General features: G+C 65.9%; 20 protein-coding genes and 2 pseudogenes. 12 read left to right on the top strand and 10 right to left on the bottom strand.

Translation table 11 applies throughout. The features are described from left to right. Nucleotides 1-10: 10 nt before the first annotated feature. The 3 genes from C5F75_RS21615 to C5F75_RS21605 are packed head-to-tail and all read left to right on the top strand — an operon-like array spanning nt 11 to nt 5,913. On the top strand, nt 11-3,265 hold the full coding sequence (locus C5F75_RS21615; RefSeq protein WP_059584954.1) for an efflux RND transporter permease subunit: 3,255 nt from the start codon (nt 11-13) through the stop codon (nt 3,263-3,265). Continuing rightward, nucleotides 3,255-4,460 (top strand): efflux RND transporter periplasmic adaptor subunit, encoded by a 1,206-nt coding sequence (locus tag C5F75_RS21610; protein ID WP_059584953.1) that lies wholly within the window; start codon nt 3,255-3,257, stop codon nt 4,458-4,460. The genes C5F75_RS21615 and C5F75_RS21610 overlap by 11 nt, the downstream gene beginning before the upstream one ends. Next, entirely contained in the window at nt 4,453-5,913 is a 1,461-nt protein-coding gene (locus C5F75_RS21605) for an efflux transporter outer membrane subunit (RefSeq protein ID WP_059584952.1), read from the top strand. Before C5F75_RS21610 ends, C5F75_RS21605 begins: the two co-directional genes overlap by 8 nt. A 90-nt stretch (nt 5,914-6,003) precedes the next feature. Here C5F75_RS21605 and C5F75_RS21600 read toward each other — a convergent pair whose 3' ends face one another. After that, nucleotides 6,004-7,179, bottom strand: a complete 1,176-nt coding sequence (locus C5F75_RS21600) for a porin (RefSeq protein ID WP_059585127.1) — start codon at nt 7,177-7,179, stop codon at nt 6,004-6,006. A 321-nt stretch (nt 7,180-7,500) separates the two neighbouring features. On the opposite strand from C5F75_RS21600, the gene C5F75_RS21595 reads away from it, so the two are divergent. After that, nucleotides 7,501-7,773, top strand: coding sequence for a DUF4148 domain-containing protein (locus tag C5F75_RS21595; protein ID WP_059584951.1), 273 nt, complete (start codon nt 7,501-7,503; stop codon nt 7,771-7,773). A 324-nt stretch (nt 7,774-8,097) separates the two neighbouring features. Here the strand turns inward: C5F75_RS21595 and C5F75_RS21590 are convergent, their stop codons facing one another. From C5F75_RS21590 to C5F75_RS21575, 4 genes are all read right to left on the bottom strand, one after another. Next, nucleotides 8,098-8,781 carry a response regulator transcription factor gene (locus tag C5F75_RS21590; RefSeq protein ID WP_059585126.1) on the bottom strand — a complete coding sequence of 228 codons (684 nt, stop codon included), beginning with the start codon at nt 8,779-8,781 and terminating at the stop codon, nt 8,098-8,100. A gap of 58 nt (nt 8,782-8,839) precedes the next feature. Continuing rightward, on the bottom strand, nt 8,840-10,171 hold the full coding sequence (locus C5F75_RS21585) for a sensor histidine kinase (protein ID WP_226223165.1): 1,332 nt from the start codon (nt 10,169-10,171) through the stop codon (nt 8,840-8,842). 79 nt (nt 10,172-10,250) lie between these two features. Beyond that, on the bottom strand, nt 10,251-10,928 hold the full coding sequence (locus C5F75_RS21580) for a response regulator transcription factor (protein WP_059585125.1): 678 nt from the start codon (nt 10,926-10,928) through the stop codon (nt 10,251-10,253). Between the two features lie 255 nt (nt 10,929-11,183). Continuing rightward, nucleotides 11,184-11,393 carry a hypothetical protein gene (locus C5F75_RS21575; protein WP_059584949.1) on the bottom strand — a complete coding sequence of 70 codons (210 nt, stop codon included), beginning with the start codon at nt 11,391-11,393 and terminating at the stop codon, nt 11,184-11,186. Nucleotides 11,394-11,658: 265 nt separating this feature from the next. On the opposite strand from C5F75_RS21575, the gene C5F75_RS21570 reads away from it, so the two are divergent. Continuing rightward, the gene (locus C5F75_RS21570; protein ID WP_059584948.1) at nt 11,659-11,964 is read left to right on the top strand and encodes a DUF4148 domain-containing protein; all 306 of its coding nucleotides are present in this window, start codon (nt 11,659-11,661) and stop codon (nt 11,962-11,964) included. Between the two features lie 412 nt (nt 11,965-12,376). Then, on the top strand, nt 12,377-13,546 hold the full coding sequence (locus C5F75_RS21565; RefSeq protein WP_060009325.1) for a porin: 1,170 nt from the start codon (nt 12,377-12,379) through the stop codon (nt 13,544-13,546). A gap of 209 nt (nt 13,547-13,755) precedes the next feature. On the opposite strand, the gene C5F75_RS21560 is transcribed toward C5F75_RS21565, so the two are convergent. Further along, a complete protein-coding gene (locus C5F75_RS21560; RefSeq protein WP_060009322.1) occupies nt 13,756-14,757 on the bottom strand; it encodes a zinc-binding dehydrogenase in 1,002 nt (333 codons plus the stop codon). Nucleotides 14,758-14,892: 135 nt separating this feature from the next. Here C5F75_RS21560 and C5F75_RS21555 point away from each other — a divergent pair, with 135 nt between their 5' ends. Beyond that, nucleotides 14,893-15,777: a LysR family transcriptional regulator gene (locus C5F75_RS21555; protein WP_059584945.1), complete on the top strand. Its 885-nt coding sequence runs from the start codon at nt 14,893-14,895 to the stop codon at nt 15,775-15,777. A gap of 145 nt (nt 15,778-15,922) precedes the next feature. Here the strand turns inward: C5F75_RS21555 and C5F75_RS21550 are convergent, their stop codons facing one another. Further along, complete coding sequence (locus C5F75_RS21550) at nt 15,923-16,840, bottom strand: LysR family transcriptional regulator (protein WP_060009316.1); 918 nt, start codon at nt 16,838-16,840, stop codon at nt 15,923-15,925. A gap of 117 nt (nt 16,841-16,957) precedes the next feature. Here C5F75_RS21550 and C5F75_RS21545 point away from each other — a divergent pair, with 117 nt between their 5' ends. Further along, the gene (locus C5F75_RS21545; protein ID WP_060009312.1) at nt 16,958-17,731 is read left to right on the top strand and encodes an alpha/beta fold hydrolase; all 774 of its coding nucleotides are present in this window, start codon (nt 16,958-16,960) and stop codon (nt 17,729-17,731) included. On the opposite strand, the pseudogene amiE reads toward C5F75_RS21545, so the two are convergent. Beyond that, a pseudogene (amiE, locus tag C5F75_RS37310) lies at nt 17,721-17,840 on the bottom strand (aliphatic amidase); the annotation flags it as partial. The gene C5F75_RS21545 and the pseudogene amiE sit on opposite strands and share 11 nt — an antisense overlap. Before the next feature lie 7 nt (nt 17,841-17,847). Between amiE and C5F75_RS21535 the strand changes: the two are divergent. The 4 genes and pseudogenes from C5F75_RS21535 to C5F75_RS21520 all read left to right on the top strand — a co-directional run. Further along, nucleotides 17,848-17,964, top strand: a pseudogene (locus tag C5F75_RS21535) (DNA-binding response regulator); the annotation flags it as partial. A gap of 651 nt (nt 17,965-18,615) precedes the next feature. Beyond that, nucleotides 18,616-20,031, top strand: a complete 1,416-nt coding sequence (locus C5F75_RS21530; protein ID WP_060009306.1) for a sugar porter family MFS transporter — start codon at nt 18,616-18,618, stop codon at nt 20,029-20,031. 55 nt (nt 20,032-20,086) lie between these two features. Beyond that, the gene (locus tag C5F75_RS21525) at nt 20,087-20,815 is read left to right on the top strand and encodes an HAD family hydrolase (RefSeq protein WP_060009303.1); all 729 of its coding nucleotides are present in this window, start codon (nt 20,087-20,089) and stop codon (nt 20,813-20,815) included. Nucleotides 20,816-20,844: 29 nt separating this feature from the next. Continuing rightward, a complete protein-coding gene (locus C5F75_RS21520; protein ID WP_060009300.1) occupies nt 20,845-22,374 on the top strand; it encodes a mannitol dehydrogenase family protein in 1,530 nt (509 codons plus the stop codon). Here the strand turns inward: C5F75_RS21520 and C5F75_RS21515 are convergent. After that, on the bottom strand, nt 22,363-24,315 hold the full coding sequence (locus tag C5F75_RS21515; protein WP_104012732.1) for an FUSC family protein: 1,953 nt from the start codon (nt 24,313-24,315) through the stop codon (nt 22,363-22,365). The two genes, C5F75_RS21520 and C5F75_RS21515, sit on opposite strands and share 12 nt — an antisense overlap. Before the next feature lie 100 nt (nt 24,316-24,415). Continuing rightward, complete coding sequence (locus tag C5F75_RS21510; RefSeq protein WP_104012731.1) at nt 24,416-25,513, bottom strand: branched-chain amino acid aminotransferase; 1,098 nt, start codon at nt 25,511-25,513, stop codon at nt 24,416-24,418. Nucleotides 25,514-25,536: the final 23 nt, after the last annotated feature.

Raw genomic sequence — 25,536 nt, 5'->3', positions numbered from 1 at the left:
GCAGCACCTCATGCTGAAAATTGTCCGGCTCGCGCTCACGCGGCCCTATACGTTCGTCGTACTGGCGCTGCTGATTCTGATCGCGGGCCCGCTCGCGGCGATCCGAACGCCCATCGACATCTTTCCGGACATCCGCATTCCGGTGATCAGCGTCGTGTGGAACTACGCCGGCCTGCAGCCGGACGACATGTCCGGACGCGTGATCACGTACTACGAGCGCACGCTCGGCACGACGGTGAACGACGTCCAGCATATCGAGTCGCAATCGTTCCGCGGCTACGGCATCGTGAAGATCTTCTTCCAGCCGACCGTCGATATCCGCACGGCGACCGCGCAGGTCACGTCGATCTCGCAGACCGTGCTCAAGCAGATGCCGCCCGGCACCACGCCGCCGCAGATCCTCAACTACAACGCATCGACCGTGCCCGTGCTGCAGATCGCGCTGACCAGCAACACGCTCGACGAACAGAAGCTGGGAGATTACGCGGTCAACTTCATTCGGCCGCAGTTGCTGTCGGTGCCCGGCGTCGCGATTCCGACGCCGTACGGCGGCAAGACACGCGAAGTACAGATCGACCTCGACCCGCAGGCGCTGCAGTCGAAAGGGCTGTCGGCGCAGGACGTCGCGCACGCGCTCGCGCAGCAGAATCAGATCATCCCGGCCGGCACGCAGAAGATCGGCCGCTTCGAATACAACATCAAGCTCAACAACAGCCCGCTCTCGCTCGACGCGTTGAACGACCTGCCGATCAAGTCGGTCGGCGGCACGACGATTTATATCCGCGACGTCGCCCATGTGCGCGACGGCTATCCGCCCCAAGGCAACATCGTGCGCGTGGACGGCCGCCGCGCGGTGCTGATGAGTATCCTGAAGAACGGCTCCGCATCGACGCTCGACATCATCGCCGGCGTGAAGGCGAAGCTGCCGCTGGTCGAACAGACGCTGCCGCCGGGCCTGAAGCTCGTCACGATGGGCGACCAGTCGACCTTCGTGAACGGCGCCGTGAGCGGCGTGGCGCGCGAAGGCATCATCGCCGCCGCGCTGACCTCGCTGATGATCCTGCTGTTCCTCGGCTCGTGGCGTTCGACGCTGATCATCGCCGCGTCGATCCCGCTGGCCGTGCTGTCGGCGATCGCGCTGCTCGCGGCCACCGGCGAGACGCTCAACGTGATGACGCTCGGCGGCCTTGCGCTCGCGGTCGGGATCCTCGTCGACGATGCGACGGTGACGATCGAGAACGTGAACTGGCACCTCGAACAGGGCAAGGACACGCGCACCGCGATCGTCGACGGCGCGAAACAGATCGTGATGCCGGCGCTCGTCTCGCTGCTGTGCATCTGCATCGTGTTCGTGCCGATGCTGATGCTCGACGGCATCTCGCGCTTTCTGTTCGTGCCGATGGCCAAGGCGGTGATCTTCTCGATGGTGTCGTCGTTCGTGCTGTCGCGCACCTTCGTGCCGATGCTCGCGCAATACCTGCTCAAGCCGCACGCATCGGCCGGCCACGCGTCGGGCGAACTGGCCGCGGTGATGGATCCGCACGCGGGCCATGCCGGCGCGCACGAGGTCCCGCCGTCGCGCAATCCGCTGGTGCGCTTCCAGCGCGCATTCGAGCGCCGCTTCGAAGCCGTGCGCGCGTCGTACCGGATCCTGCTGGGCCTCGCGCTCACGCGCCGCAAGCCGTTCGTCGTCGCCTTCCTCTGCATCGTGGCCGCGTCCTTCCTGCTCGCGCCGTCGCTCGGTCGCAACTTCTTCCCGACCATCGACTCCGGCGAGATCGCGCTGCACGTGCGCGCGCCGGTCGGCACGCGTGTCGAGGAAACCGCCGCCGAACTCGACCGCATCGAAAACACGATCCGCGGCGTGATTCCACCCGCGCAGTTGCGCGAAGTGATCGACAACATCGGCCTGCCGAACAGCGGGATCAACCTGACCTACAACAACAGCGGCACGCTCGGGCCGCAGGACGGCGACATCCTGATCTCGCTGTCGCGCGATCACGCGCCGACCGCCGACTACGTGCGCACGCTGCGCGAACGCCTGCCGCGCGCCTATCCGGGCACCACGTTCTCGTTCCTGCCCGCCGACATCGTCAGCCAGATCCTCAACTTCGGCGCACCGGCCCCGGTCGACCTGCAGGTGGCCGGCCCCAACCAGCAGGCCAACCTCGCCTATGCGCGCGAGCTGTACCGCAAGCTGCGCCTGATCGCGGGCGTCGCCGACCCGCGCATCCAGCAGGCCAGCACCTATCCGCAATTCACGGTGACGGTCGACCGCACGCGCGCCGACCAGCTCGGCATCACCGAGCAGGACGTGACGAACTCGGTGGTCGCGACGCTGGCCGGCACCAGCCAGGTCGACCCGACCTACTGGCTCAATCCGCGCAACGGCGTGTCCTATCCGATCGTCGCGCAAACGCCGCAGTACAGGATGACCACGCTGTCGGCGCTGCAGAACCTGCCGGTCACCAGCGCGAACGGCCAGTCCCAGCTGCTGGGCGGTCTGGCCACGATCACGCGCGGCGTCGGCAACGCGGTGGTGTCACACTACAACATCGAGCCGCTGTTCGACATCTACGCGACCACCCAGGGACGCGACCTCGGCGCGGTCGCGGCCGACATCGACGATATCGTCAAGGCCACCGCGAAGGACGTGCCCAAGGGCTCGACCGTCACGCTGCGCGGCCAGGTGCAGACCATGAACGGCGCGTTCGCCGGCCTGCTGCTCGGCCTCGTGGGCGCGATCGTGCTGATCTACCTGCTGATCGTCGTGAACTTCCACTCGTGGGCCGACGCATTCGTGATCGTCTCGGCGCTGCCGGCGGCGCTGGCCGGCATCGTCTGGATGCTGTTCACCACGCATACGCCGCTGTCGGTGCCGGCGCTGACCGGCGCGATCCTGTGCATGGGTGTCGCCACCGCCAACTCGATCCTCGTCGTCAGTTTCGCGCGCGAGCGCCTGGCCGAAACCGGCAACGCGCTGGCCTCCGCGCTCGAGGCCGGGTTCACGCGCTTCCGCCCGGTGCTGATGACCGCGCTCGCGATGATCATCGGCATGGCGCCGATGGCGCTCGGCCTCGGCGACGGCGGCGAGCAGAACGCGCCGCTCGGCCGCGCGGTGATCGGCGGCCTCGCATGCGCGACGATCGCGACGCTGTTCTTCGTTCCCGTCGTGTTCAGCCTCGTGCATCGGCGCGATGCGCTCAAGCACGACGGTTCCCGCGCTTCCTCCCCTTCCGCGTCCGGAGCTTCCCATGTCCACTGAGATCGATATCAAGTCGCCGAAACGGCTGCCCAACCTCAAGCTCGTCGCCACGCTCACCGCGCTGATCGCGGTCGGCATCGTGGCGACCGGCATCGTCGGCCGCGCGCACGCGAAACAGGAAATGACGACCTGGTCCGCCGAGCAAGCGGTGCCGACCGTGGTCGCGTACACGCCGTCGACCGGCGGCGACGGCGCCACGCTCGTGCTGCCCGGCCATTTGTCCGCATTCGAGAGCGCGCCGATCCATGCGCAGGTGTCGGGCTACCTGCATGCGTGGTACACCGATATCGGCGCGCACGTGAAGTCGGGGCAACTGCTCGGGCTGATCGATACGCCCGAGCTCGATCAGCAACTGCTGCAGGCGCGCGCCGATCTGCAGAGTTCGCTCGCCAACGAGAAGCTTGCCGCGTCCACGGCCGCGCGCTGGAAGAGGATGCTCGCGCAGGATTCGGTGTCGCAGCAGGAAACCGACGAGAAGACCAGCGACCTCGCGGCCAAGCAGGCGATCGTCGCCGCCAACGAGGCCAACGTGCGGCGCCTCGAGGCGCTGGAGGCGTTCAAGCGCATCGTCGCGCCGTTCGACGGCGTCGTCACCGCACGCAAGACCGACATCGGCCAGTTGATCTCGGCCGGCGGCGGCGCCGGCCCGGAGCTGTTTGCCGTGTCCGACGTGCACCGGATGCGCGTCTACGTGAGCGTGCCGCAGAACGAGGCCGCCGCGATCCGGCCCGGCATGACGGCCACACTGACCGTGCCGGAGCATCCGGGCGAGACCTTCCGGGCGACGCTCGCCGACACCGACGACTCGATCGCCGATTCGACCGGCACGCTGCTCGTGCAGTTGATGGTCGACAACCCCGACGGCAAGCTGATTCCCGGCGAATACACCGAGGTGCATTTCGCGCTGCCGGCCGGCAGCAGCCACGTGCTGACGATTCCGGCCAGTTCGTTGATCTTCCGGCAGGCCGGCCTGCAGGTCGCCGTGGTCGGCAAGGACGATCGCGCGGTATTCAAGCCCGTGACGATCGCGACCGACCTCGGCACGCACGTGCAGATCGCGACCGGCCTCGCGCCGGACGATCGCGTGATCGACAACCCGCCCGACTCGCTCGCTGCCGGCGATCCGGTCAGGCTCGCGGCGCCAGCTCGCACCGTCGCGTCGGCCGCGCGCGATACGGAGCGTGCGCATGGCTAACCGGCTTCGGCTTTGCGCGATGCTCGCCGGCGTCGCGTTCCTCTGCGCGTGCTCGTTCGCACCTGCCTATCATGCGCCGCACCCCGCGCTGCCGGCCAGCTTCAAGGAAGCGGGCGGCTGGCAGCCCGCGAAGCCGGCCGACCGCATCGCGCGCGACGGCTGGTGGAAGGCGTTCCGCGATCCCGTGCTCGACCGGCTCGAAGCACGGGTGGCCGCGGCCAACCCCGACGTGGCCGCGGCCGTGGCCCGACACGACGAGGCAACCGCGCTGTTCGATCAGGCGCGCTCGGGCCTGTTCCCGACCATCGGCCTCGGCGCGCAGGTCTCGAGCAACCGTCAGTCGGCCATGCGGCCGTTGCGCGGCTCGAACCAGCCGAACGTCTATGGCGACAACACGCTCGACGCCGGCTTCGACTACGACCTCGACCTGTGGGGCAAAGTCCGCAACGAAGTCGCGGCCGGGCGCGCCGACGCACAGGCCAGCGCCGACGATCTCGCGTCGGTCCGACTGAGCTTGCAGGCCAGCCTCGCGAGCGCGTACTTCAGCCTGCGCGGGCTCGATCAGCAGCAACAGTTGCTGGCCGATACGATCGACACGTATCAGCGCGCGCTGCGCCTGACGATGAGTCGGCACGCAGGCGGCATCGCGTCCGATCTCGACGTGTCGCGCGCGCGGACGCAGCTCGATTCGGCCCGTGCGTCGGCCGAGGACGTACGGGCGCGGCGCGCGCTCTACGAGCACGCGATCGCGACGCTCACGGGTGTACCGGCATCGTCGTTCTCGCTGGCGCCGGATTTGAACGCGGCTTATCTGCCGGCGATTCCGGCCGGCATTCCCGCGACGCTGCTGCAGCGGCGCCCCGACGTCGCGGCCGCCGAGCGCCGCATGGCTGCCGCCAACGCGAAGATCGGCGTGGTGCGCGCGGCGTTCTTCCCCGACGTCACGCTCGGGCTGGTCGGCGGGTATCAAAGCTCGGGCCTCGGCCATTGGCTCCGTGCGCCGAACGAGATCTGGTCGATCGGGCCGAGCCTCGCGCTGACGCTGTTCGACGGCGGCCGGCGCCAGGCGCTCACCGACCAGGCGCGCGCGCAGCTGGCCGAGAACGGCGCGAAATACCGCGCGGTGGTGCTCGACGCGTGCCAGCAGGTAGAAGACAACCTCGCCCTCACGCACCACCTGGGCGACGAAGCCGAGCGCGAGCAAGAAGCGCTCGACGCGGCCGAACGCACGTTGCAGCTGTCGATGTCGCGCTACCGGGACGGCGTCGTCAGCTATCTCGACGTGGTGACGGCGCAGACCACCGAACTCGATACGAAGGTTGCGATGCTGGAGCTGGACACGCGCCGGCAACTGGCGGCGGTGGGGTTGATCGCCGCGCTGGGCGGCGGTTGGTCGACCGATGAAGCCGCATCCGGCGCGCAAGTACCGGCCGCGACGTCGCCCCTTCAATGAACTGAATCCCTTGCGGCATGAACGAGGCGTGTCGCATTTCAAGGCACCCGTCGCGATGACGGGTGCCGTTTTTTACGTCGGCCCGACCGCTCAGAACTTGTGACGGATACCGGCCGCGACCACCGCCTGACGATCGTTGCCCGATGCCGCCAGGTTGAAGATCCCCGCGTGGCCGAGCACCGCGACGCCGTCCGCCCCCGCCACGCGCTGGTACACGCCTTCCAGATAAAGGTCGGTGCGGCGCGACAGCGCATAGTCGGCCTGCAGCATGAGCTGGTTCCACTTCGGCGCGATGCTGCGGCCCGCCTCGTCGAAGCGGCCTTGCGTGAACGTATAGGCGCCGCCCAGCGAGAAAGCCGGCGTGAGGCAATAGCGCGCATTCAGTTCGTAGTTGCTGAAGGTCAGCAACTGGCCGTTCACCGTGCCATACGAACCACCTTGCGACAGTTCTCGCGGGTCGTTCAGGATCGTTCTCGTATAGACCAGGCCGACCGTCGCATGGTCGAACGCATAGTGCGCACCAGCGCCGAACGTGCGCCAGCGGCCGCCGGCCAGCATCGCATCGCCATCCGCGCTGCTCAGCGAACCGCCGGTGTTCTGCGGCTTGTTCACGCCGCCCGGCTGGTCCGACTGCAGGTACGCGACGGCGACGGCGACCGGACCGTTCGCATACTGCGCGCCGACGCTGTACGCGTTGTCGTTGCTGAACCCGCCACCCTGATTGCTGAAGCCGTAAGCGCCGCCGAACGTGAAGCCGCCATAGTTCGCACTGCGGAACTTCACCGCGTTGTTCATGCGTGTGTCGTTGGCGAGGTTGTCGTTGTCGTACGGATGATCGGCGAGGTTGCCGCCGAATCCCGACCCGGTCGCCGACAGCGGCGCGACGAAGTCGACCAGGAAATCGTACTGGCGGCCGAGCGTCACCGTGCCCCACTGGCGGCTCGCGAGGCCGACCCACGCCTGGCGGCCGAACACGTCGCCGCCGTTGCCGAACTTGCCGTTCGCGACGTTGAAGCCGTTCTCGACGGTGAACACGGCCGCGAGGCCGCCGCCGAGATCCTCGTTGCCGCGCAGCCCCCAGCGCGACGTGCTGACGTTGCCGCTCTGCACGCCATAAGCGGGCCCCGCGCCCGCGGCCGATTTCTGGTTGCTGATGTAGTCCAGGCCCGCGTCGATCGTGCCGTACAGCGTCACGCTGCTCTGCGCATGCGCCGCGCTCGCAAGCAGGCATGCGACCGCCGCCGGAATTGCCAGATATGTCTTCATGATGGTTTCGTTGGAGTGGATCGGTCCGATCGCATCGCCGGCCCGGGCGGCGTGGCCGCTCGTGCGCGATGCGATGGCGCCCAATTTAGGCAGCGGGCATGACAGCGCCGTTATCGAAACCGCCCGCAAAATGAAACCCGCTTCATCTTCACGACATACCTGCTTCATGTCTGCGCGAATGCGCGCCGGTTCATGAATTTCTTTTCACGTTGTGCATGCCGATCCGCTAACGTCCCTCCTCTATGCTTGTCCTCAACCCGCGCGGCACCCGCACGCCGCGCCGGGGGATGAACCCAGTCAATCATCATGAGGACTCCCGACATGAAAACCGCCAACATCGTCGCCGCCGCCATGCTCGCCGCGATCGGCACGCTGTCCGCTCCCGCGTTTGCACTGACCGGCAGCCAGCCGATCCACATGTCCCCGGCCGCCACCAAGGACGGCGCGCCCGGCGCTCAGGCTGCCGGCCAGTGGGTGCCGCCTTACGGCCAGCCGATCCACGAGAAGACGCGCGCCGAAGTCCATGCCGAGCTCGTGCAGGCCGAACAGGACGGGCAGCTCAAGTACCTGAACTCCACGCTCTATGCGCATTGAGACGCGTGACGGTGCGGCCGGGCGCGGCGCCCCGCTCACGCGGCCCGCGTCACCAGCGGCGACGCCGCGCGTCCACCCGATTGCTCGCCATCCATGAAGCTTCGTTCGTTGTTCGCTCGTTCTGCCCGTCTCGCGCTCCTGGCGATGGCTGCCTGCGTCGTGTTGTCCGGCTGTGCGTCCGCGCGGCCCGACGGCCCCGGCGATTGCGTCGGCCCAGCCGATTTCTGCGTGCCGTTCTTCGGCTCGTAAACGAACGAGACGGGCGCGCTGCCGGTGGCAGGGCGCCCGTCACGTCATGTTCGTCGCGCGGCCGGAACCGCGCGCTCAGGCGTCCGGCAGCGTTACCTGATAGCCGTAGCGGCTTACCGTATCGATGCGGACGTCGGGCAGATGCCGCGCGAGCTTGCGGCGCAGCCGCGACACCACGAGATTGACGCTCGATGGATCGACATCCTCCTTGTCCTGCCAGACATACCGGATCAACTGGTCGCGTGGCACCGGCGCGTTCGGATGGCGCATCAGGCATTCGAGCAGCAGGAATTCCCGGCGCGTCACGGCGACGCGCAGCTTGCCGTTCTTGAGTTCGCGCGCCAGTGTCTCGACCGCGGACGCACGCGCGACCGGCCGGTCCGCATCGCGCGGCCCCGCGAGCCGCTGCAGCGCCTGCATGCGTTCGTGCAGCTCGATGAACGAATACGGTGCGCAGAAACACGCATCGGCGCCCGCGCGCAGCACATGAATGCGTTCGCGCGCCGACGCCTCGCCGATCAGCACCACGAGCGCGGCGCCGCCGCCGTCGGCAACGAAATGCGGCAGCATCGCGATCAGCGCGGCATCGCCGCCGGGCTCGAACGCGGTCGCGACGATCGCGTCGAACGCCTCCTGCGAGGCGAGGAACAGGCCGTCGCGCGGATCGTCGGCGCGCTGCACGCTGTGCCCGCTTTCCTGCAGCGCCTTGTGCAGCCACGACGCTTCCGGATGCGGCGAAGTCACGAGCAGGACACGCATCGTCAACCGGCCTCGCGGCGGAAATACGCAGGCACGTGCGGCCTCGTCCGGACGGCCGTCATCCCAGCGACCTCGGCCAGCATTCGATCGTCACGCGCGTGCCGGGCTCGGCATTGCCTATGCGCAACGTGAAATCGTGCACGTTGACGACCGTCGACACGATGCTCAGGCCGAGCCCGGCCCCGGCGAGATGCCCGGTACGGCGGCTGCGGTACCGATACCGCAGCACCGCCTCGCGCTCGTCGGCCGCGATGCCCGGGCCATTGTCGATCACGTCGATGCGCGGACCGCACGGCGTGTCGTGAAGTTCGAGGCGTACCGTATCGCCCGACGTCGTGTACTTGAGCGCGTTGTCGAGCAGATTGCTCAGTGCCTCGAACAAGAGGGCGCGATCGCCGTGTATCCGCACGACCGGTTCGACGGCCTGCACGAAGCGGATCGCGCGACTGTCCGCGAGCGGTTCGAACAACTGCCCGACGTCCAGCACCAGATCCTCCAGCGACAGCTCCGCGAACCCGCCTCGCCGCTGCAACGAGCCGATTTCGGCGATACGCAGCATCGCGCGGAAACGGCCGAGCAACACGTCGGTCTCGTTGCGCGCACGCGAAACGAGATTCGCCAGCACGGCATCGTCGAACCGCGCCGCACGCTGCGCCGCCTGCGCGAGCAGCGTGTGCACGTGCGCGAGCGGGGTTCGCAAGTCATGCGCGATGCCGTCGCAGACACCCTTGACCTCGTTCATCAGGCGCTCGATCTCCTCGAGCATGTGGTTGACGAGATGGGACAGCAGATCGATCTCGTCGTGTCCGCCGACCGGCAGCCGCTGGCCGAGGTCGCCCTGCGCAATGCCCTGCGTGATGCGCCGGACCTCCTTCAGACGCCGCATTTGCCGCACGCTGAGCATCAGGCCGCCCACGACGCCCGCGCCCAGGCAAAGCAGCCCGCCGCCGACCAGCGCCTGGATGATCGCCGCGCGGATCCGCAGGATATGCGTGAGGTCGCGACCGAGCACCAGCACGTCGCCGTTCGCACGCCGCTCGGCCATCGCGCGCACGACCGGCGGCACCTGGTCTCCCGAGATCGGCATCGTGTGATCGAGCGTCACGCCGTTGCGGGTCGGCCGCATGCCCGCGGGCAACGCCAGCACATCGCCGGCAATATGCCTGCCGTCCGCGGTAAAGAGTCCGTAGTAGTTGGTGTGCATTCGCTCGTGCTCGATCCGGTGCTGGATCGCGGCGGGAAGCTGGCCGTCCTGTATCGAATCGAAGTAGATCATCTGCCAGTCGATCACCGTATCGGTTTCCCGCTCCATGTCATGCGTGATCACCGATGCGATGAAACCGAGCAGCAGCATGACCGACACGGAGAACGTGACCGCATAGACCGACACGAGCCGAAACGTACTCGAATACCAGCGTCGCGCGGGTGCCGGGTGGACGTGATGCGCGACGGACGCCACGGGATCCGGCTCAGCCAAGGCGATACCCTGCACCGCGTACCGTCTGGATCATCTGCTTCGCATCGGGTGGATCGATCTTCCGGCGCAACCGGCCCATGTGCACTTCGATCAGGTTCGTGCCGGGATCGAAGTGATAGCCCCATACGGCCTCGAACAGCATCGTCCGCGTGATGGTTTGCCCGGCATTGCGCATCATGTATTCGAGCACGCGATATTCGGTCGGCAGCAACACGATTTCTTCGCCGTCGCGAAACACCTTGCGCGAGATCAGGTCGAGCTTGAGCGGACCGACGACCAGCGTCGTGTCGAGCGCGGCCGGCGCGGCGTGGCTGCGCCGCAGCAGCACCTCCAGGCGAGCGGCCATTTCCTCGGGATCGAACGGTTTGGTCAGGTAGTCGTCGCCGCCCGCGCGCAACCCGCGAACCCGCTCGTCGACATCGCCGAGCGCACTCAGCATCAGCACGGGGGTGCGCACGCCGACGCTGCGCATCGTGGTCAGGATCGTGAGGCCATCGACGACCGGGAGCATCCGATCGAGCGTGATCACGTCGAACTCGTTGCCGAGCGCGCGGACCATGCCGTCGCGCCCGTTCGCCACCCATTCGACCGTAAAGCCACGCCTCTCCAGCTCCCCGACTATTTCGTTCGCGGTGATTTCGTCGTCTTCGATCGCGAGTACGTGTGCGATGGCCGCTCGGCCCTCGGCCGGCTCGTCGGGCAGCGCGGGCTCGTTCACCGGGAAAGCTGATGATGCCATGTACGATTCTCGTCTTCGTCGAAAGGGAGTTGCGTGTCGATACCCAACGGTCGAACGCGCTCGAGTCGAGCTTATACGCGCACGCGTAAAGGATGCGCATCCGCTTCATGAAGAAAGTTTCATGTCCGGCAACATCGCGCGCCGGCCGTCGTGGACACGCGCCGTACGAAGCGCCGCAACGCGACATCAGCCCGGGTGCGATCGTGTGCCCGATTTGTCCGCGCGATGCGATGCGAGATCACGTGCGGCATCGCTCGCACGATCCCGCTGTTCGGCTTTCGCGTGCGCGAGCGTCACATCGGCGACCGCGAGCCCGGTGCCCTGCACCTTCGCGAACGCCGGTAGCGACGCACACGCCAGCGCGACGAGTCCAGCCATCATGACGATTGACTTCATTGCATTCCCTCCTTGTGCGCGGCATCGATCGATGGGTCGCTCGACGATACGCCGCTGTTCCTAACCATCCGGAAACACGCGCATGAAGGATTCTTTAACTTCCCGTGCATCCGGCAGCCCGTGCATGGCGCGATCCGGGCTTGCCTAAAACATGTTTCATCATCGCGCTGCGGTTTAGATAGCCCTGCCTCCGTAATCTTCGTCCTGCGGCCGACGCAGGCTCCCTGCCGTGCGGCCTCGACCCAACGCTATCCAGGAGCCGAAGATGAATCATCCCGTCCGTTACCTCGCTTGCGCCGCGATGCTCGCATTGAGCGTCTCCGCACATGCCGAGACGAAACTCACGTCGGCGCAATGCCACGACTATCCGTTCGTGCACGCGAAAGGCCCGGTCTCGCACCGGCAGCTCGTCAATGAACTGAACGAGCTGGAGTCGGTCGGCTACAACCCGTCGTCCGGCGACGAGAGCAGCTATCCCGACGATATCGATTCGGCACAGGCGCGCCTGATGCAGAAGTACCGGCAGGATTGCGTCGGGGCCGCCAATACCGTCGCATCGAGCGGTAACTGAATCCTCTCCGGCAACCGTTCTCCGAGTTTGCGCGCGAGCCTCGCGGCCGCGCGCTTTTTTTTGAATTGATCCGACTCGATCGTCGACGGTGATCGGCAGATCGCCACGTGGATCGACTTTTCCGACATGCCGACGTTTCACGCGAATAAAATCTCGATGTCAACCGGAGGAAAATTTAAAACAACACGTCGCCAAGCGTGTGAGCGCCATCGAGGCTTCAAGACACTCCATCTTTTCGCACGACATTTAGCGGTACATGACACTTTCGAATACTGAAAGATAGTCTTTCCGTGCACGTTGCGGCGACCGCTTTTCCTCTGCCTACACTGCCTCGTCCGCCGAAATCTCGGGACGACATCGACGTCAGCGCTATCCGGTGCCGACTATCCAACCACACCATCAGAGCAACTAAATGAAACGTCAATCGATGAAATTGCGCTGGCTCGCATTCGCGCCGGCACTCCTGCTCGCCGGTGCGGCGCACGCACAGCAGAGCGTCACGCTATACGGGCTGATAGACGAAGGCCTCAACTTCACGACCAACGCAGGCGGTCATCGCGCATGGCAGCTGTCGAGCGGAGACACCTTCGGCAGCCGCTGGGGCTTGAAAGGCAGTGAAGACCTCGGCGGCGGCGACAAGGCCATCTTTCAGCTCGAAAACGGCTTCAACGTGAACAGCGGCAAGCTGGGTCAGGATTCGAGCATGTTCGGCCGTCAGGCGTTCGTGGGCCTGTCGTCTTCACGCTATGGCACGCTCACACTCGGACGCCAGTACGACACCAGCGTCGACGCGCTCGGCTTCGGCGGTATCACGGCGGCCGGCAACTGGGCGGGCGACATCGCGACCCACCCGTTCGACAACGACAACACGGACTGGGATTTCCGCGTCGACAATGCCGTCAAGTATGTGACCCCGACATACCGTGGACTCACCGCGGAAGCGATGTACGGCTTCAGCAACCAGCCCGGCGGATTCTCGAACAATCGCGTGTGGGGCGCCACGCTGAACTACCAGAACGGCAACCTGACCGCGGCGGCGTCCTACCTGAAGCTCGACAATCCGGGGCTCGCGGCGGGTGGCGCGGTCACCGGTGGCGATCTCTTCAACGGGTCCTCGCAGCAGGACATCGGCGTAGCGGCTTCCTACCAGTTTACCCACCTACTCGTCGGCGCCGCTTGGTCCCATGTCGATGTCTACAACCCCGTCGGCAATGCATGGATCGACAATACCGCCCTGCGCAATGGCGCGACGTGGAATGCATGGAAATTCGACAACTTCGAACTCAACACGCAGTACTACTTCACGCATGCCATGTGGCTGGGAGCGGCCTACACGTTCACCATGGCGCATCTGTACACGTCCGACACGAAATATGTGCCCAAGTGGCACCAGATCGCCCTGATGCTCGACTATGACCTGAGCAAACGCACGTCGCTGTATCTGCAAGGTGCGTGGCAGCATGTCGTCAGCGCGCGTACCGGGACCAGCTTCGACGAGGCACAGATCGTGGATGCGTCGGCTGGCGCGTCGTCAGGGCCGAACCAGATGGTCTATCGCATGGGCATGTTGCATCGTTTCTAGCCGCCTGACGCCCGCATCGGAACTTGCGCAGCGCGGCGCCGGTGCGGGCGTCGGCGGGTCAATCGAAATTAATGCGAATCAGCATCCCGGCCAGGATATCAAGCAAGGTCGACCGGACTTGCCGCTGCCATGAAACACCGGCTTCCCGACTATCGCGTGGCACACGCATCGACGGGCGAACCCGAGACCGACACGCCCCATCGATGGCTTCATGATCGGCTTGTCAGTGCCGCCTTTCGACCGTCGATCGATTCGTACGCCATGGCGTCGTCAATCCGATCAAGGCTGAATTCCTGGCCGACGCGCGTCCTGAACACCGGGTCGCCGATCATGCCCTCGAGCGCACTCAGAGCAGCCACCAACCTGTCGTGCTCTCGCACCGTCCGGCTTTCGAAATTGCTGAAACGCCGCATCGACAGATCCTTCGTCATGAAAAGCGGCGCCGACACGGGAAACGGAACGGGGCCGGCCATCGTGCCGTAGAAATATATCGACGAGCGCATCGGCAAACAGGTTGCCATCTGGCCGGTCAGCACACCGCCCACGCCATCGAATACAGCCGTCGTTCCAAGCTCGGAGGACAGCTTTCCGAGCGTGTCGACAAAGTCTTCATCGGTGCGCACGACATGCTCGATACCGCGGCGTTGCAGCGCCTCCTGCGCCGCCCGCCCCCTCACCATGGAGATCGTCGGCATGTTCCTCCGACGGGCAAGTGCCGCGAGCGCCAGCCCGGTTGCCGAGTTCCCCGCCGTGGCGATCACGCCCCGGTGCCCGGCCTCGTCAATCGTTTCGAGAAACGCGTAGGCCGTCATCACGTTCACGAGCGACCCGCAGTAGTCGCGTGCGCTGACGTGTTCGGGCAAGATCAGGCAACTCGTGTACGGCACCTGCGCTTTTTCGCACCACAGCCCGATGTTGTACGCGCTACGGTTCAGCGAGCGATAGATGGCGACGCGTCTACCCATATAACGCGCGGGAACGCCGACACCCGTCGCCACCACCGTCCCGGCGCCGGAAGCGCCCCACACGCCGTACTGGCTCGCCGCGAGCGCGTTGCTACCCTCGGCACGCGCACGCAAAAACAACTTGTCGCCATGGTTGATCGCAGATGCCTCCATGTCGATCAGCAGATGGCCTGCTTCCGGCCGGCTCGGTGGCCGAATATCCTGTACTTCCAACGAGCGTTCAGCGGTAACGCAGATAGCTTTCATGACGCGTTTCTCCAGCGGCAAACAGTGATGGCGGTAACTGCACAGGCCGTAACTTAAACAAGTGCGCCTGTTGCCGAAACGCGGCCGCCCGGCATACCATCGATTCCAGTACAGAATGGATCGATACGAATACCCATGGATCGCCTGAATGCAATTCGCCTGTTCGTTCGACTGGTCGAATGCGGCAGTTTTTCCGCTGTAGGGCGAGAGGAAGGCATTGGACAACCGACCGTAAGCAAGCAGATTGCCGCGCTGGAGGAGTATCTCGGCGCTCAGTTGGTGTTGCGAACGTCGCGTCAGGTAGTGATCACCGCGGCAGGCCACGCGTTCTATGAATCGGCCAAGCCCTTGATGGAGGGCTTCGATTCGCTGGAATCATCGGTCGGGACGCGACAGCAATCTCCACAAGGCCTGGTTAAATTGACGACGGCGCCCGCCTACGGCCGCCTATGCGTGACGCCATTGCTTCCCGGTTTTTTTCGACAATATCCGCACGTTGCGCTCGAATTATCCGTATCCGAGCGACAGGTTGATCTGGTCGGCGAAGGATTGGACCTGGCGATCCGCCATGGGCCACTGATGGATTCCTCGCTGACAGCGAGAAAACTATCGGAGACGGAATCGCTGCTCGTCGCCAGTCCGGGCTATCTCGCGGCCAAAGGCAAGCCTACCCGGCTGGCCGATCTGGACGGACATACAGGCGTCGTCTTCGCTCGAAACCACGAGCGCCGCCCTTGGCGCTTCAAGGTCGGAAGGGAAACCGTTCATCGGGTTCCGCAGGGATCGTTTTTGACGGGCGACGCAGAGCAGGTGCGCGCAGCGGTCCTGCACGGGCTCGGCATTGCGCAGGCCCCACGATGGCTCTTCGGAGCCGAAATCGATGCCGGACAAGTCGAAGTCCTCCTGCCTGAATTTCAGCCGGAACGCATGGCAACCCACCTCGTCTATCCAGCCGGTCGACGCGTACCGGCGCGAGTCAGGGTGGTGATCGATTATTTGATGTCGACGCTCGGAACGTGACGGTGGTACTTGCAAGCGCAAGGCGTCAGCAATCGGGGACGACAAACCCCGCTTCATCCTCGTATCGAACCACGTCGGGCCGCACACGAAACGGCTTGTATACGATAGGGGTTACACGCCCTTGTACCGATCGCCGGAAACAAGACTACCCTTTCATACTTCGATCCCAAGGAGGCTCGTTGCCGAACGCTGCGGTCAGGTAGTCAACGAACCGTCGAACCTTGAGCGGTATGCGCCGCGCACTCGGGTAGACCGCCTGTATCGCCAACTCGGTCGCTCGGTAGTTCGGCAGCAGGGCGACGAGCTCGCCTCGCCGCAGATGCTCCCCGAAGACGAACGTGGGGCCGTACGCGACGCCAGCCCCCGCCAACGCGGCAGACATGAGCATTTGGGTGTTGTTGGCGGCGACTCGACAGGGCCCTTCGATCACATGCGCGCGGTTTTTCGCATCGAATAGCGTCCAATCTCCGGCCGAGACGGCTTCGCTGAAGACGAGCCGCTGTGCATGACGTAAATCACTTGGCCTACGCGGTGTTCCATGCCGCTCGATGTACGCGGGGGACGCGCACATAACCATTCGACATGGCGCGATGCGACTTGTAACGAGCCCGTTGCCCTGAAGCTTCCCGATCCGGATGGCGACGTCGATACCGGCCTCCAGGAGGTCGACATAACGGTCGCCGAGCAGCACTTCCACGTTGACCTGCGGGTGGTCCTCGAGATAGCGGGCAGTGACCTCGCCCAAGTGCATCGCACCGAACGTGACAGGCGCCGCGATTCGCAACACGCCGCGCGCCGTGCGTTGCGAATCGTGCGCTTCCCGGCCGGCGTATTCAAAGGCTTCCAGAATTTGCTTGCTGCGAACGTAGTATGTCTGACCGATATCGGTCAGACTCAAGCGCCGGGTGGTTCGTTGTAGAAGCCGCGCATTCAGTTGGGCTTCGATCGCACTCACATGTTTTCCCGCCATGGCCGGCGACAACCCGAAACGCCGCGCGGCCGCAGCCAGACTGCCCTCTTCGACCGCAGCGACGAACACGCCAAGGCTGGTCAATCGGTCCATTTTCGCATCAACCTGATTCGATCACGCCATTATCGACTGCCGCTATCCCGCGCGCAATTATCAAGTTGCAGGCTCGACGCTACGATTGCCTCACCCAACCGAGAAGAGGCAGCGCAAATGGAAATCGAAGTGAATGGCACGCGAATCCACGTCACCCAAGCCGGCCACGGCGATCCTGCCCTGGTGTTCCTGCATTACTACGGCGGCTCGTCGCGGACATGGCAACGTGTGACAGACCGGTTATCGAGCCGATATCGCACCGTTGCCACCGACCACCGGGGCTGGGGCAAATCCGCTGCACCAGCGGATGGCTATGGCATTGCCGATCTCGCGGCAGACGCCGAGGGCATCATCGAGACATTGGATTTGCAACGCTACGTACTCGTCGGTCATTCCATGGGCGGCAAGGTCGCGCAGTTCATCGCGTCGCGACGGCCGAACGGGCTTCAAGGCCTCGTGCTCGTCGCGCCATCCCCCCCGTCGCCGATGCTGCTTTCCGCTGACGAACGTGCGACGCTGACGGGCGCCTATCGATCGCGCGAGTCGGTCGAATTCGTCATCGACCACGTACTGACCGCCAAACCGCTCGACGCCGCCTGTCGTGAAATGATCATCGAGGATAGCCTGAACGCTGCGCCGCAAGCTAAAGCCGCTTGGCCGGAGGTGGCAATGCGCGAGGATATCCGTGCCGCGGTGGCTTTGATCGACGTTCCGACGATCGTCATCTCCGGCGAACTGGACCAGGTGGATCGCGTGGTCACGTTACGGACGGAACTGTTGCCGCGCATTCCGCAGGCGACCATGCACGTTCTTCCCGGTGTCGGCCATTTGGCGCCGCTAGAGGCACCGGCCGAAGTTGCGCGAATCATTGAAAACTTTCTTGCTGCATGATCTCGCCGCGATTGTCGATCAGCACGAGCGGGTTGTACGGTACCTCGCGTGGGGGCACTTCGTGGCGCTCGCCCGTGATCGAGAACACACCCGACACGTTGGCACGCCGCCGCGATCTCGGCATCGCCCCGCGCACGGTGAACAAGCATCTCGAACACCTGTTCCGCGAGTTGCATGTCGAGACCCGTGCGGGGGCGGCCGCCGCGGCGCTCAAGATGCTCGAGCGCACGTGAAAGGACCGGATCGCGGAATCGCCCCGTTCCCCAGCCCGGGCTGCTCGCCCAGACATGATTTTGTAGACTTGATCTTTTGCTCCGTTTCTGGATAATTGTTCATGCCTCGCGCGACATGCTCCTTTGCATCGCTCGCCACGAGACCCTAGCCCGCCAGCCCCTCCCGGCTGGCCTCCCCCGTTTCGGCGCCTGACCGACCGGTCCGCCGAAATACCGACACGATTCCATCCGGCAACGGCGGAATCGTTCGCCTGCAGCGCAGGCCGTGAAGCGCCAGAGGAGACACTGGCGCCTTGCTCCAAGTGCGGCTTCAGATCGTGCTCAACCAGAGGAATCGTCGCGCCCTCGACCCAAACCGGTTTGGATGGGCCGTGAGCGATTTCCCCACTCGGTGACCGACATGACCAGGCAATCACCCCCCGTACAAACCGGAAGTCCTTCTCATCGGCGCTTGCCATTTGCCCGACGCGGCGGCATGCCGTCCTGCGACGTCCACGCGCTCGCCTGAGCGTCCGTCCGCGCCGTCCCGCTGCGCGACTCGATCGAAGCGCCGCCGCACATGCGGTGGCGACTGTTGCCGCAGCGGACCCATGCCGTCACGTCACGCGTTCGTTCGCGCGTGCGACGAACCGCATCACAAGGAAAACCGTCATGGCTTCTGATTCCGCCCTTCCCGACACACCCGCGGCCCGCCCCCGGCCCACGCCGTCCGCCTACATGCGTACGGTCGCATCGATCGCGGCGATCGCCGGCGGGCTCTATGGATACGACACCGGCATCATTTCGGGCGCGCTGCCCCTCATCGCGCGAGACTTCGGCCTCGACTACCGCGCGCAGGAGCTCGTCGCCGCGGCGATCCTGCTCGGCGCGGTGATCGGCGCGCTGGCCGGCACCCGCATGTCGGCCGCGCTCGGACGCCGCAAGACCATCACGATCGTCTCGGCGATCTATGCGGCCGGCGTGCTGGCTGCCGCGCTCTCGCCCGACGTGTGGTCCCTTGCCGCTGCCCGGCTCGTGCTCGGATTCGCGGTCGGCGGCTCGACGCAGATCGTGCCGACCTACATCGCCGAACTCGCGGAGCCGGACAAGCGCGGCCGCCTGGTCACCTACTTCAACGTGTCGATCGGCATCGGCATCCTGCTCGCGGCATTGATCGGCGTCGCGGGTAACGACCTGTTTTCCTGGCGGGCGATGATCGGCATCGCGGTCGTCCCGTCAGTGATCCTGATGATCGGCATGACGCGGCTGCCGCGCAGCCCGCGCTGGCTCGTGGAGCAGGATCGCATCGCCGACGCGCATGGCGAGTTGTCGAAGGTACGGGAATCTCAAGCTGCCGTCCGGCACGAGATTGCCGATATTCGGGATGTGGTCGAGCGACAGCAGAACAGCGCGACATCGGGCTGGCGCACGATGCGCGAGCCCTGGGTGCGCCCCGCCCTCGTTGCGGGCCTCGGCGTCGCCGCGTTCACCCAGCTCAGCGGCATCGAGATGATGATCTATTACACGCCGACGTTCCTTCGCGACGCGGGGTTCGGCGCGTCGGCATCGCTCTGGGCCGCGCTCGGCGTCGCCATGACGTATCTCGTGATGACCTTCATCGGCAAGCTGATCGTCGACCATGTCGGCCGCCGCACGCTCAGCCTGGCGACGCTGCCCGTCGCGGCAGCCAGCCTCGTGCTGCTTGGCTGCCTGCTGCGCGGCGACGTCGCCTTGCCCATGCAGCAACTGTGGATCGTCATCTGCCTGATTGCGTTCATGGTGTTCAACGCCGGCGGTATCCAGGTCATCGGCTGGCTGACGGGCGCGGAAATCTACCCCGTCGCGATCCGCAACCAGGCCACCGGCGCGCACGCCGCGATGCTATGGGGCTCGAACCTGCTGCTGACCGGCACGGCGCTGACCGTGACCCAATGGCTCGGTGTCGGCGGGGCGATGTGGGCGTACGCGTGCCTCAACGCGCTCGCATGGGTGTTCATCTACTCGATGGTGCCGGAAACGCGCGGGCGCAGCCTCGAGGACATCGAACGCGCATTGAAGCGCGGAACGTTCGGGCCGCGCCATTCATGAGCGAACCGGTTCAAGCGAGCCGCGTCTTTCCCGCCTTCTCGTCACGGAAACCAACATGAACGAACGCATTGCCACGCGCCAACTTTCGGATCATGCGCTGATCAGCGATTGCGACGGCGTGCTCGTCGATAGCGAGGCCATCGCCGCACGCATCATCGTGACGCGCCTCGAGCATCTCTGGGGGCTCGCCGGCCTTCGCGACGTCGTGCGTCCCCTGCTCGGCATGCGAGCCGAGCAACTGCTGCGCACGGTCGCAACCATCGTCGATCGGCCGCTCGACGACGACACGGTCGACGCGATCCGCATGGACGTGCATGCAAACGCGGTGAATGCGCCGGCCATCGACGGCGTGCGCGACGCGTTCGCCGCCATCCCGCTCGTCAAGGCGTGCGCGAGCAACAGCGATCTTGCCTACGTGCGCAGCGTGGTTGACCGGATCGGCCTGGCCGACATGTTCGGCGAACGCCTGTTCACGGCCGACCAGGTGCCGTCGCCCAAGCCCGCACCCGACGTCTATCTGGCCGCCGCCCGTCGCATGCATGTCGCGCCCGAACGGTGCATCGTCGTCGAAGACAGCGCGACGGGGACGGCCGCCGCGATCGCCGCCGGCATGACCGTGCTCGGCTTCGTGGGCGCCGCGCACGCGGCACGAACGCAAACGGACAAGTTGCACGCCGCGGGTGCATACGTCGTCTTCGACGACATGGCCGCGCTGCCGTCGCTCGTCGAACGCTGGCTGCGGCGCATGCACGACACGACGCCCGCGTTGCGCGAACGCGCCTGACCTTCCTCATCGAGAAACACCTCGCGATCATGAACGACAACGCATCCCCTCCGGCGCGCGAAGACGGCCCGCTCCATCCGCTCTCCAACGCAACCCTCGGACGCGCGGCGCCGCACGTCGCCGTTCCTGCGTACGACCGTCGTCGCCTGACCGCAGGCATCGCGCATATCGGCGTCGGCAATTTCCATCGCGCCCATCAGGCGCGCTACATCGACCATGTGCTGCATCTGCCCGGTCACGCAAACTGGGCAATATGCGGAATCGGCCTCGGTAACGGCCCGGCCTCGGTCGCAAAGGCCGACGCGCTTCGCGCGCAGGATGGCCTCTATACGCTGACGGAATTCTCGAGCGACGGCGCGGCAGCCGTGCGCGTCATCGGTGCGATGATCGAGTATCTGCACGCACCGGCCGATCCGGAAGCCGTACTGACCCGGCTTGCCGATCCGGCGATCCGGATCGTATCGCTGACCATCACGGAAGGCGGTTACAACCTCGACGAGACGACCGGCGCATTTCGGTTCGATACGCCCGACGTCGCGCACGATCTTCTGGGAGGACCACCGCGTACCGCGTTCGGGTTCATCGTCGAAGCGCTCAGACGGCGCCGGGCCGCCAACGTGCTGCCGTTCACCGTGATGTCCTGCGACAATCTGCGCGGCAACGGCGATACCGCGCGACGCGCGGTGCTCGATTTCGCGCGGGCGGTCGACGTCGATCTCGCTGCCTGGATCGAGCGTTACGTCGCGTTCCCGAACAGCATGGTCGACCGGATCGCGCCGCAGGTGACGGACGCGGTCCGCCTGCACGTCAACCGGTTGTCAGGCATCGACGACACGGCGCCCGTCGTTGCCGAAGCATTCTCGCAATGGGTGGTCGAGGACAGTTTCAGCGCCGGACGCCCGGCCTTCGACGCGGCGGGCGTCGAATTGCGCGACGACGTCCATGCGTACGAAGCCATGAAGGGGCGCATGCTGAACGCTTCCCACATGTTGCTCGCTTACCCGGCGATTCTGCTGGGACATCGCTTCGTCCACGACGCCATGGCCGATCGCGATCTCGCCGCGCTGCTCGACACCTTCCTTGCCCGGGACGTCGCCCCGATCCTCACGCTGCCGCACGGCGTGTCCGCGGCCGCCTATGCGGGAAATACGCTCGCGCGCTTTCGCAACGCCGCACTGGGCGACCAGTTGCTGCGCGTCGCGCACGACGGCGCGTCGAAGATCCCGGTATTTCATGAAAAGACCATCGGGGCACTGCTCGCGCGCAACGGCGACATGCGCCGTGAAGCCCTGCTGCTGGCCTGCTTCCAGCATTACCTGCAGGGTGTCGACGATCTCGGCAACGCGTTCGTCGTCAGTGAACCGCAATTCGATGCAGCGGATCTCGAGCGCGTGCGAAGCGGCGACCCGCTCGCGATCCTCGACTCAAAGCCGTTCGCCGCACTCGGGCTCGATACCAACGCGGGATTCGTCGGGCTATTCCGCACGATGCAGACAGCCGTGGCAACACGCAGGACGCGCGATGCGATCCGGCTGGCGCTCGATTCTTCAGACGCCTGAACAACGTATCGCTTCCCGAACATCGGTGGCGCGAACGCTGCTGTCGGACCCATGCGGCCGTGCCTCTCCGGTATTTCGTCCGAACAGCGCGTCCTCGAATGCCCGGTTGAGTTCGCTCAACTTCGCGTCGAGCCGAGCCAGTTCCCGATGGGCCGGTAACGGAGGATCACCGGCTATCGCGCGCGTTGCGTGCCCGACGTTCGCATCCGCGTCGCGTCGCACCGGGCTGCTGCGATCCAGATCGCTCATCAACGTATCGATTCGCGTGGCGAGGGCGGCGCGCGCACGCCGCTCGACGGCGGCCACCGCGCCACCGGCTTCAACAGGCAGAAGCGTCGCCACGATTCGGCCATGAAGCCAGCAGACCAGCAGCGTGTCCGACAACCGTCGGGCATCGCCGGATACGCGGAGCATGCGCCACGCGGCCAGCGGCCTGATCGCCATGCGCACGTCGTGAAAACGGCGATCGGCCGCGCGCGTGTGCGCGGCCCCCGGCCGCGTGCCGTCGTCGTGTTCGTGCACGAGTTCGCGCAGCGCCGCCAACAGGCCGTGCGAGCGCGTCGCGATGTGGCGCGACGCCGCCAGCGGCATCACCAGCATCGCCGCCGCGAGCGAAACCGCGCAGCCGATCAACACCTCCCCGATCCGCAGTTCCGCCAGCGCGCCGATCTCGAACCCGAGTTGCGCATAGACGAGGCCGATCAGCACCGTGAGAAAGAAAACGCCGCGCCCATAGGCGTGCAGGATGTGGTACGCCCAGGCGAACACGCACACGCCCATGGCGACCGCCACGAGCGCATTCGCATGATGAACGGCGCCGACGACGAGTACGCTCGCGAGCGCGCCGGCGAGCGTGCCGGCGACGCGTTGCGCGCCGCGATAGATCGTGTCCGCGCACGAATACGTGCCAAAGAACACGACGAACGTGCTGAGCACCGCCCACATCCATCGCTCCGACGACAGCGTCTCGCCGATCAGCATGGCGGCACACGCAGCTGCAGCCGCGCGGAACGCCGGCAACCATGCAAGCGTGCGCCAGCCGGCGCTCCACCGCACCGCACGCGCGGGCCGCGGCATCGCGGGCGCAGGTGCGGCGGCCATGCGCGCCGCCACTGCGTCGGCGACGCAATCGAAGCGGACGATCGCGCCGCGTAGCGCCGCGGCGGCGGCATCGGTCCGATCGTGGTTCAGCACGCGCCGGGCCGACGCGATCTCCAATGCGACGAGCGCGGTGTGCAATGCATGCGCGTCGTGTTCATCGAGTGTCGATGCATGATGCTCGAGCGCGATGGCGGCTTCGTTCAGCGCCAGTAGATGGGCGATCGCATTCAGTGAGCCGGCGTGCGACACGTCGCTGCGTGCGATGCACGCCGCCTGCAGCGATACCGAGCGCGCGATGCGCCGGGGCGTGGGCGCCGCGTGCACCGGCAACAGCATCCGGCACACGAGCACGACGCTTGCGGGGCCCGCGATCGACATTGCCAGCATGCGGCTCGCCTGTAGCGTGGTCGGATGCAGATAAAGGCCGAGGTAGTACATCGCGATCGCGAGAAACGCACACCCGATCGCGCGCGGCCCGCGGGTCTGGCACAGCATCGAACAGAACAGCACGGTCACGAAACCCGCCTTGCCGACGGCGGGCCACGCGCTCACGACGGCGGCCGCGGCGAAACTCGTGCATGCGACGCCGTACTGCCACGCAAGCGATTCATACCAGTCCAGCCGATGAGCATCGCGCAGAAAGAGCGGCGCGATCATCGCGAAAAGTATGCCCACGGCGCCGGTGGTGATCGCCAAACCGAGGTGCAGCGCCGACGCAATGCCGAGCGCGCCGGCAAGCATGCTCGCCAGTGCGGCGCGCGCCCCGCCCAGCAGCCGATGAAGACCGGGATCGACGATAAGCAGGCGGTCAATGGCCCGCGACAACGAAACAACCGACATGATCGAAGCATTCCAGGAGGCAGCGCGGCGACTTCCGGCCGGGATACCGGCCGAGCTTTCATGGCGGCCATCGCGGGTCGCGCGGGCCGCCGTGCCGAATTCAAAACACGCGGTCCACCCAGCCGTGGCGATCGACTTCGCGCCCGTTCTGGATATCGAGCAGCGCCGCCTTCAGGCGCGATGTGACCGGTCCCGCGCCCCCTTCGCCGATCGTGAAGTCGTACGCGCGGCCCTTCACCCGGCCGATCGCCGTCACGACCGCCGCCGTGCCGCACGCGAACGCCTCGACCAGCCGACCGCTGCGCGCATCCGCCTGCCACTGCTCGATCGTGTAGCCTTCCTCCCGCACCGTGTAATTCAGTTCCCGGGCCAGCGTGATCAACGACGCGCGCGTGATGCCCGGCAGAATCGTCCCGTTCAGCGGCGGCGTCTGGATCGACCCGTCGTCGAACACGAAGAACACGTTCATCCCGCCCAGCTCCTCGATCCAGCGGCGTTCGACCGCATCGAGAAACACCACCTGCTCGCAGCCTTCGCGAATCGCCTCCGCCTGTGCGGCCAGGCTCGCCGCGTAGTTGCCGCCGCATTTCGCGTCGCCCGTTCCGCCCGGCGCCGCCCGCGTGTAGTGCTCGGACACCCACAGCGTCACGCCCGACGCGCCGCTCTTGAAGTACGCGCCGACCGGCGTCGCGATCACGCAGTACAGATACTCCGGCGACGGCTTCACGCCGAGCACCGCCTCCGTGGCGATCATGAACGGACGCAAATACAGCGCCGCGCCGTCGAACGCCGGAATCCAGTCGCGATCGGCCCGGACCAGCGCACGCACCGATTCGACGAACATCGCCTCCGGCAACGGCGTCATCGACAGCCGCTCGGCCGAATGGCGAAAGCGCCGTGCATTCGCATCGGGACGGAACAGCGCCGCGCCGCCGTCCGGCAGCCGATAGGCTTTCAAGCCCTCGAAGATTTCCTGCGCGTAGTGCAGCACGAGCGTCGCCGGATCGAATCGGAACGGTTCGCGCGGCCCGATTTTCGCTTGATGCCACCCTTGTTCCGCCGAATACCGGATCGTCACCATGTGATCCGTGAAGACCCGGCCGAAACCGGGATTGGCGAGCAGCGCGGCGCGCTCCGCCGCCGCGACAGGGTGAGGATTTTGTTCGAATTCGAAATGCTGGACGGAATCGGTGCTCATCGTTTGCCCCTTGATCGGCAGCG

The sequence above is a fragment of the Burkholderia anthinoferrum genome (genome assembly GCF_002925705.1).
Lineage (GTDB): Bacteria > Pseudomonadota > Gammaproteobacteria > Burkholderiales > Burkholderiaceae > Burkholderia > Burkholderia semiarida.
This window is presented reverse-complemented; position numbering and strand designations above follow the sequence as displayed.

Coding starts and splice junctions, on each gene's coding strand:
- C5F75_RS21515 (WP_104012732.1), bottom strand. CDS start 24,315: ATGTCGGTTGTTTCGTTGTCGCGGGCCATTGACCGCCTGCTTATCGTC.
- C5F75_RS21600 (WP_059585127.1), bottom strand. CDS start 7,179: ATGAAGACATATCTGGCAATTCCGGCGGCGGTCGCATGCCTGCTTGCG.
- C5F75_RS21530 (WP_060009306.1), top strand. CDS start 18,616: ATGGCTTCTGATTCCGCCCTTCCCGACACACCCGCGGCCCGCCCCCGG.
- C5F75_RS21545 (WP_060009312.1), top strand. CDS start 16,958: ATGGAAATCGAAGTGAATGGCACGCGAATCCACGTCACCCAAGCCGGC.
- C5F75_RS21555 (WP_059584945.1), top strand. CDS start 14,893: ATGGATCGCCTGAATGCAATTCGCCTGTTCGTTCGACTGGTCGAATGC.
- C5F75_RS21510 (WP_104012731.1), bottom strand. CDS start 25,513: ATGAGCACCGATTCCGTCCAGCATTTCGAATTCGAACAAAATCCTCAC.
- C5F75_RS21560 (WP_060009322.1), bottom strand. CDS start 14,757: ATGAAAGCTATCTGCGTTACCGCTGAACGCTCGTTGGAAGTACAGGAT.
- C5F75_RS21565 (WP_060009325.1), top strand. CDS start 12,377: ATGAAACGTCAATCGATGAAATTGCGCTGGCTCGCATTCGCGCCGGCA.
- C5F75_RS21525 (WP_060009303.1), top strand. CDS start 20,087: ATGAACGAACGCATTGCCACGCGCCAACTTTCGGATCATGCGCTGATC.
- C5F75_RS21575 (WP_059584949.1), bottom strand. CDS start 11,393: ATGAAGTCAATCGTCATGATGGCTGGACTCGTCGCGCTGGCGTGTGCG.
- C5F75_RS21605 (WP_059584952.1), top strand. CDS start 4,453: ATGGCTAACCGGCTTCGGCTTTGCGCGATGCTCGCCGGCGTCGCGTTC.
- C5F75_RS21520 (WP_060009300.1), top strand. CDS start 20,845: ATGAACGACAACGCATCCCCTCCGGCGCGCGAAGACGGCCCGCTCCAT.
- C5F75_RS21595 (WP_059584951.1), top strand. CDS start 7,501: ATGAAAACCGCCAACATCGTCGCCGCCGCCATGCTCGCCGCGATCGGC.
- C5F75_RS21610 (WP_059584953.1), top strand. CDS start 3,255: ATGTCCACTGAGATCGATATCAAGTCGCCGAAACGGCTGCCCAACCTC.
- C5F75_RS21615 (WP_059584954.1), top strand. CDS start 11: ATGCTGAAAATTGTCCGGCTCGCGCTCACGCGGCCCTATACGTTCGTC.
- C5F75_RS21590 (WP_059585126.1), bottom strand. CDS start 8,781: ATGCGTGTCCTGCTCGTGACTTCGCCGCATCCGGAAGCGTCGTGGCTG.
- C5F75_RS21570 (WP_059584948.1), top strand. CDS start 11,659: ATGAATCATCCCGTCCGTTACCTCGCTTGCGCCGCGATGCTCGCATTG.
- C5F75_RS21550 (WP_060009316.1), bottom strand. CDS start 16,840: ATGGACCGATTGACCAGCCTTGGCGTGTTCGTCGCTGCGGTCGAAGAG.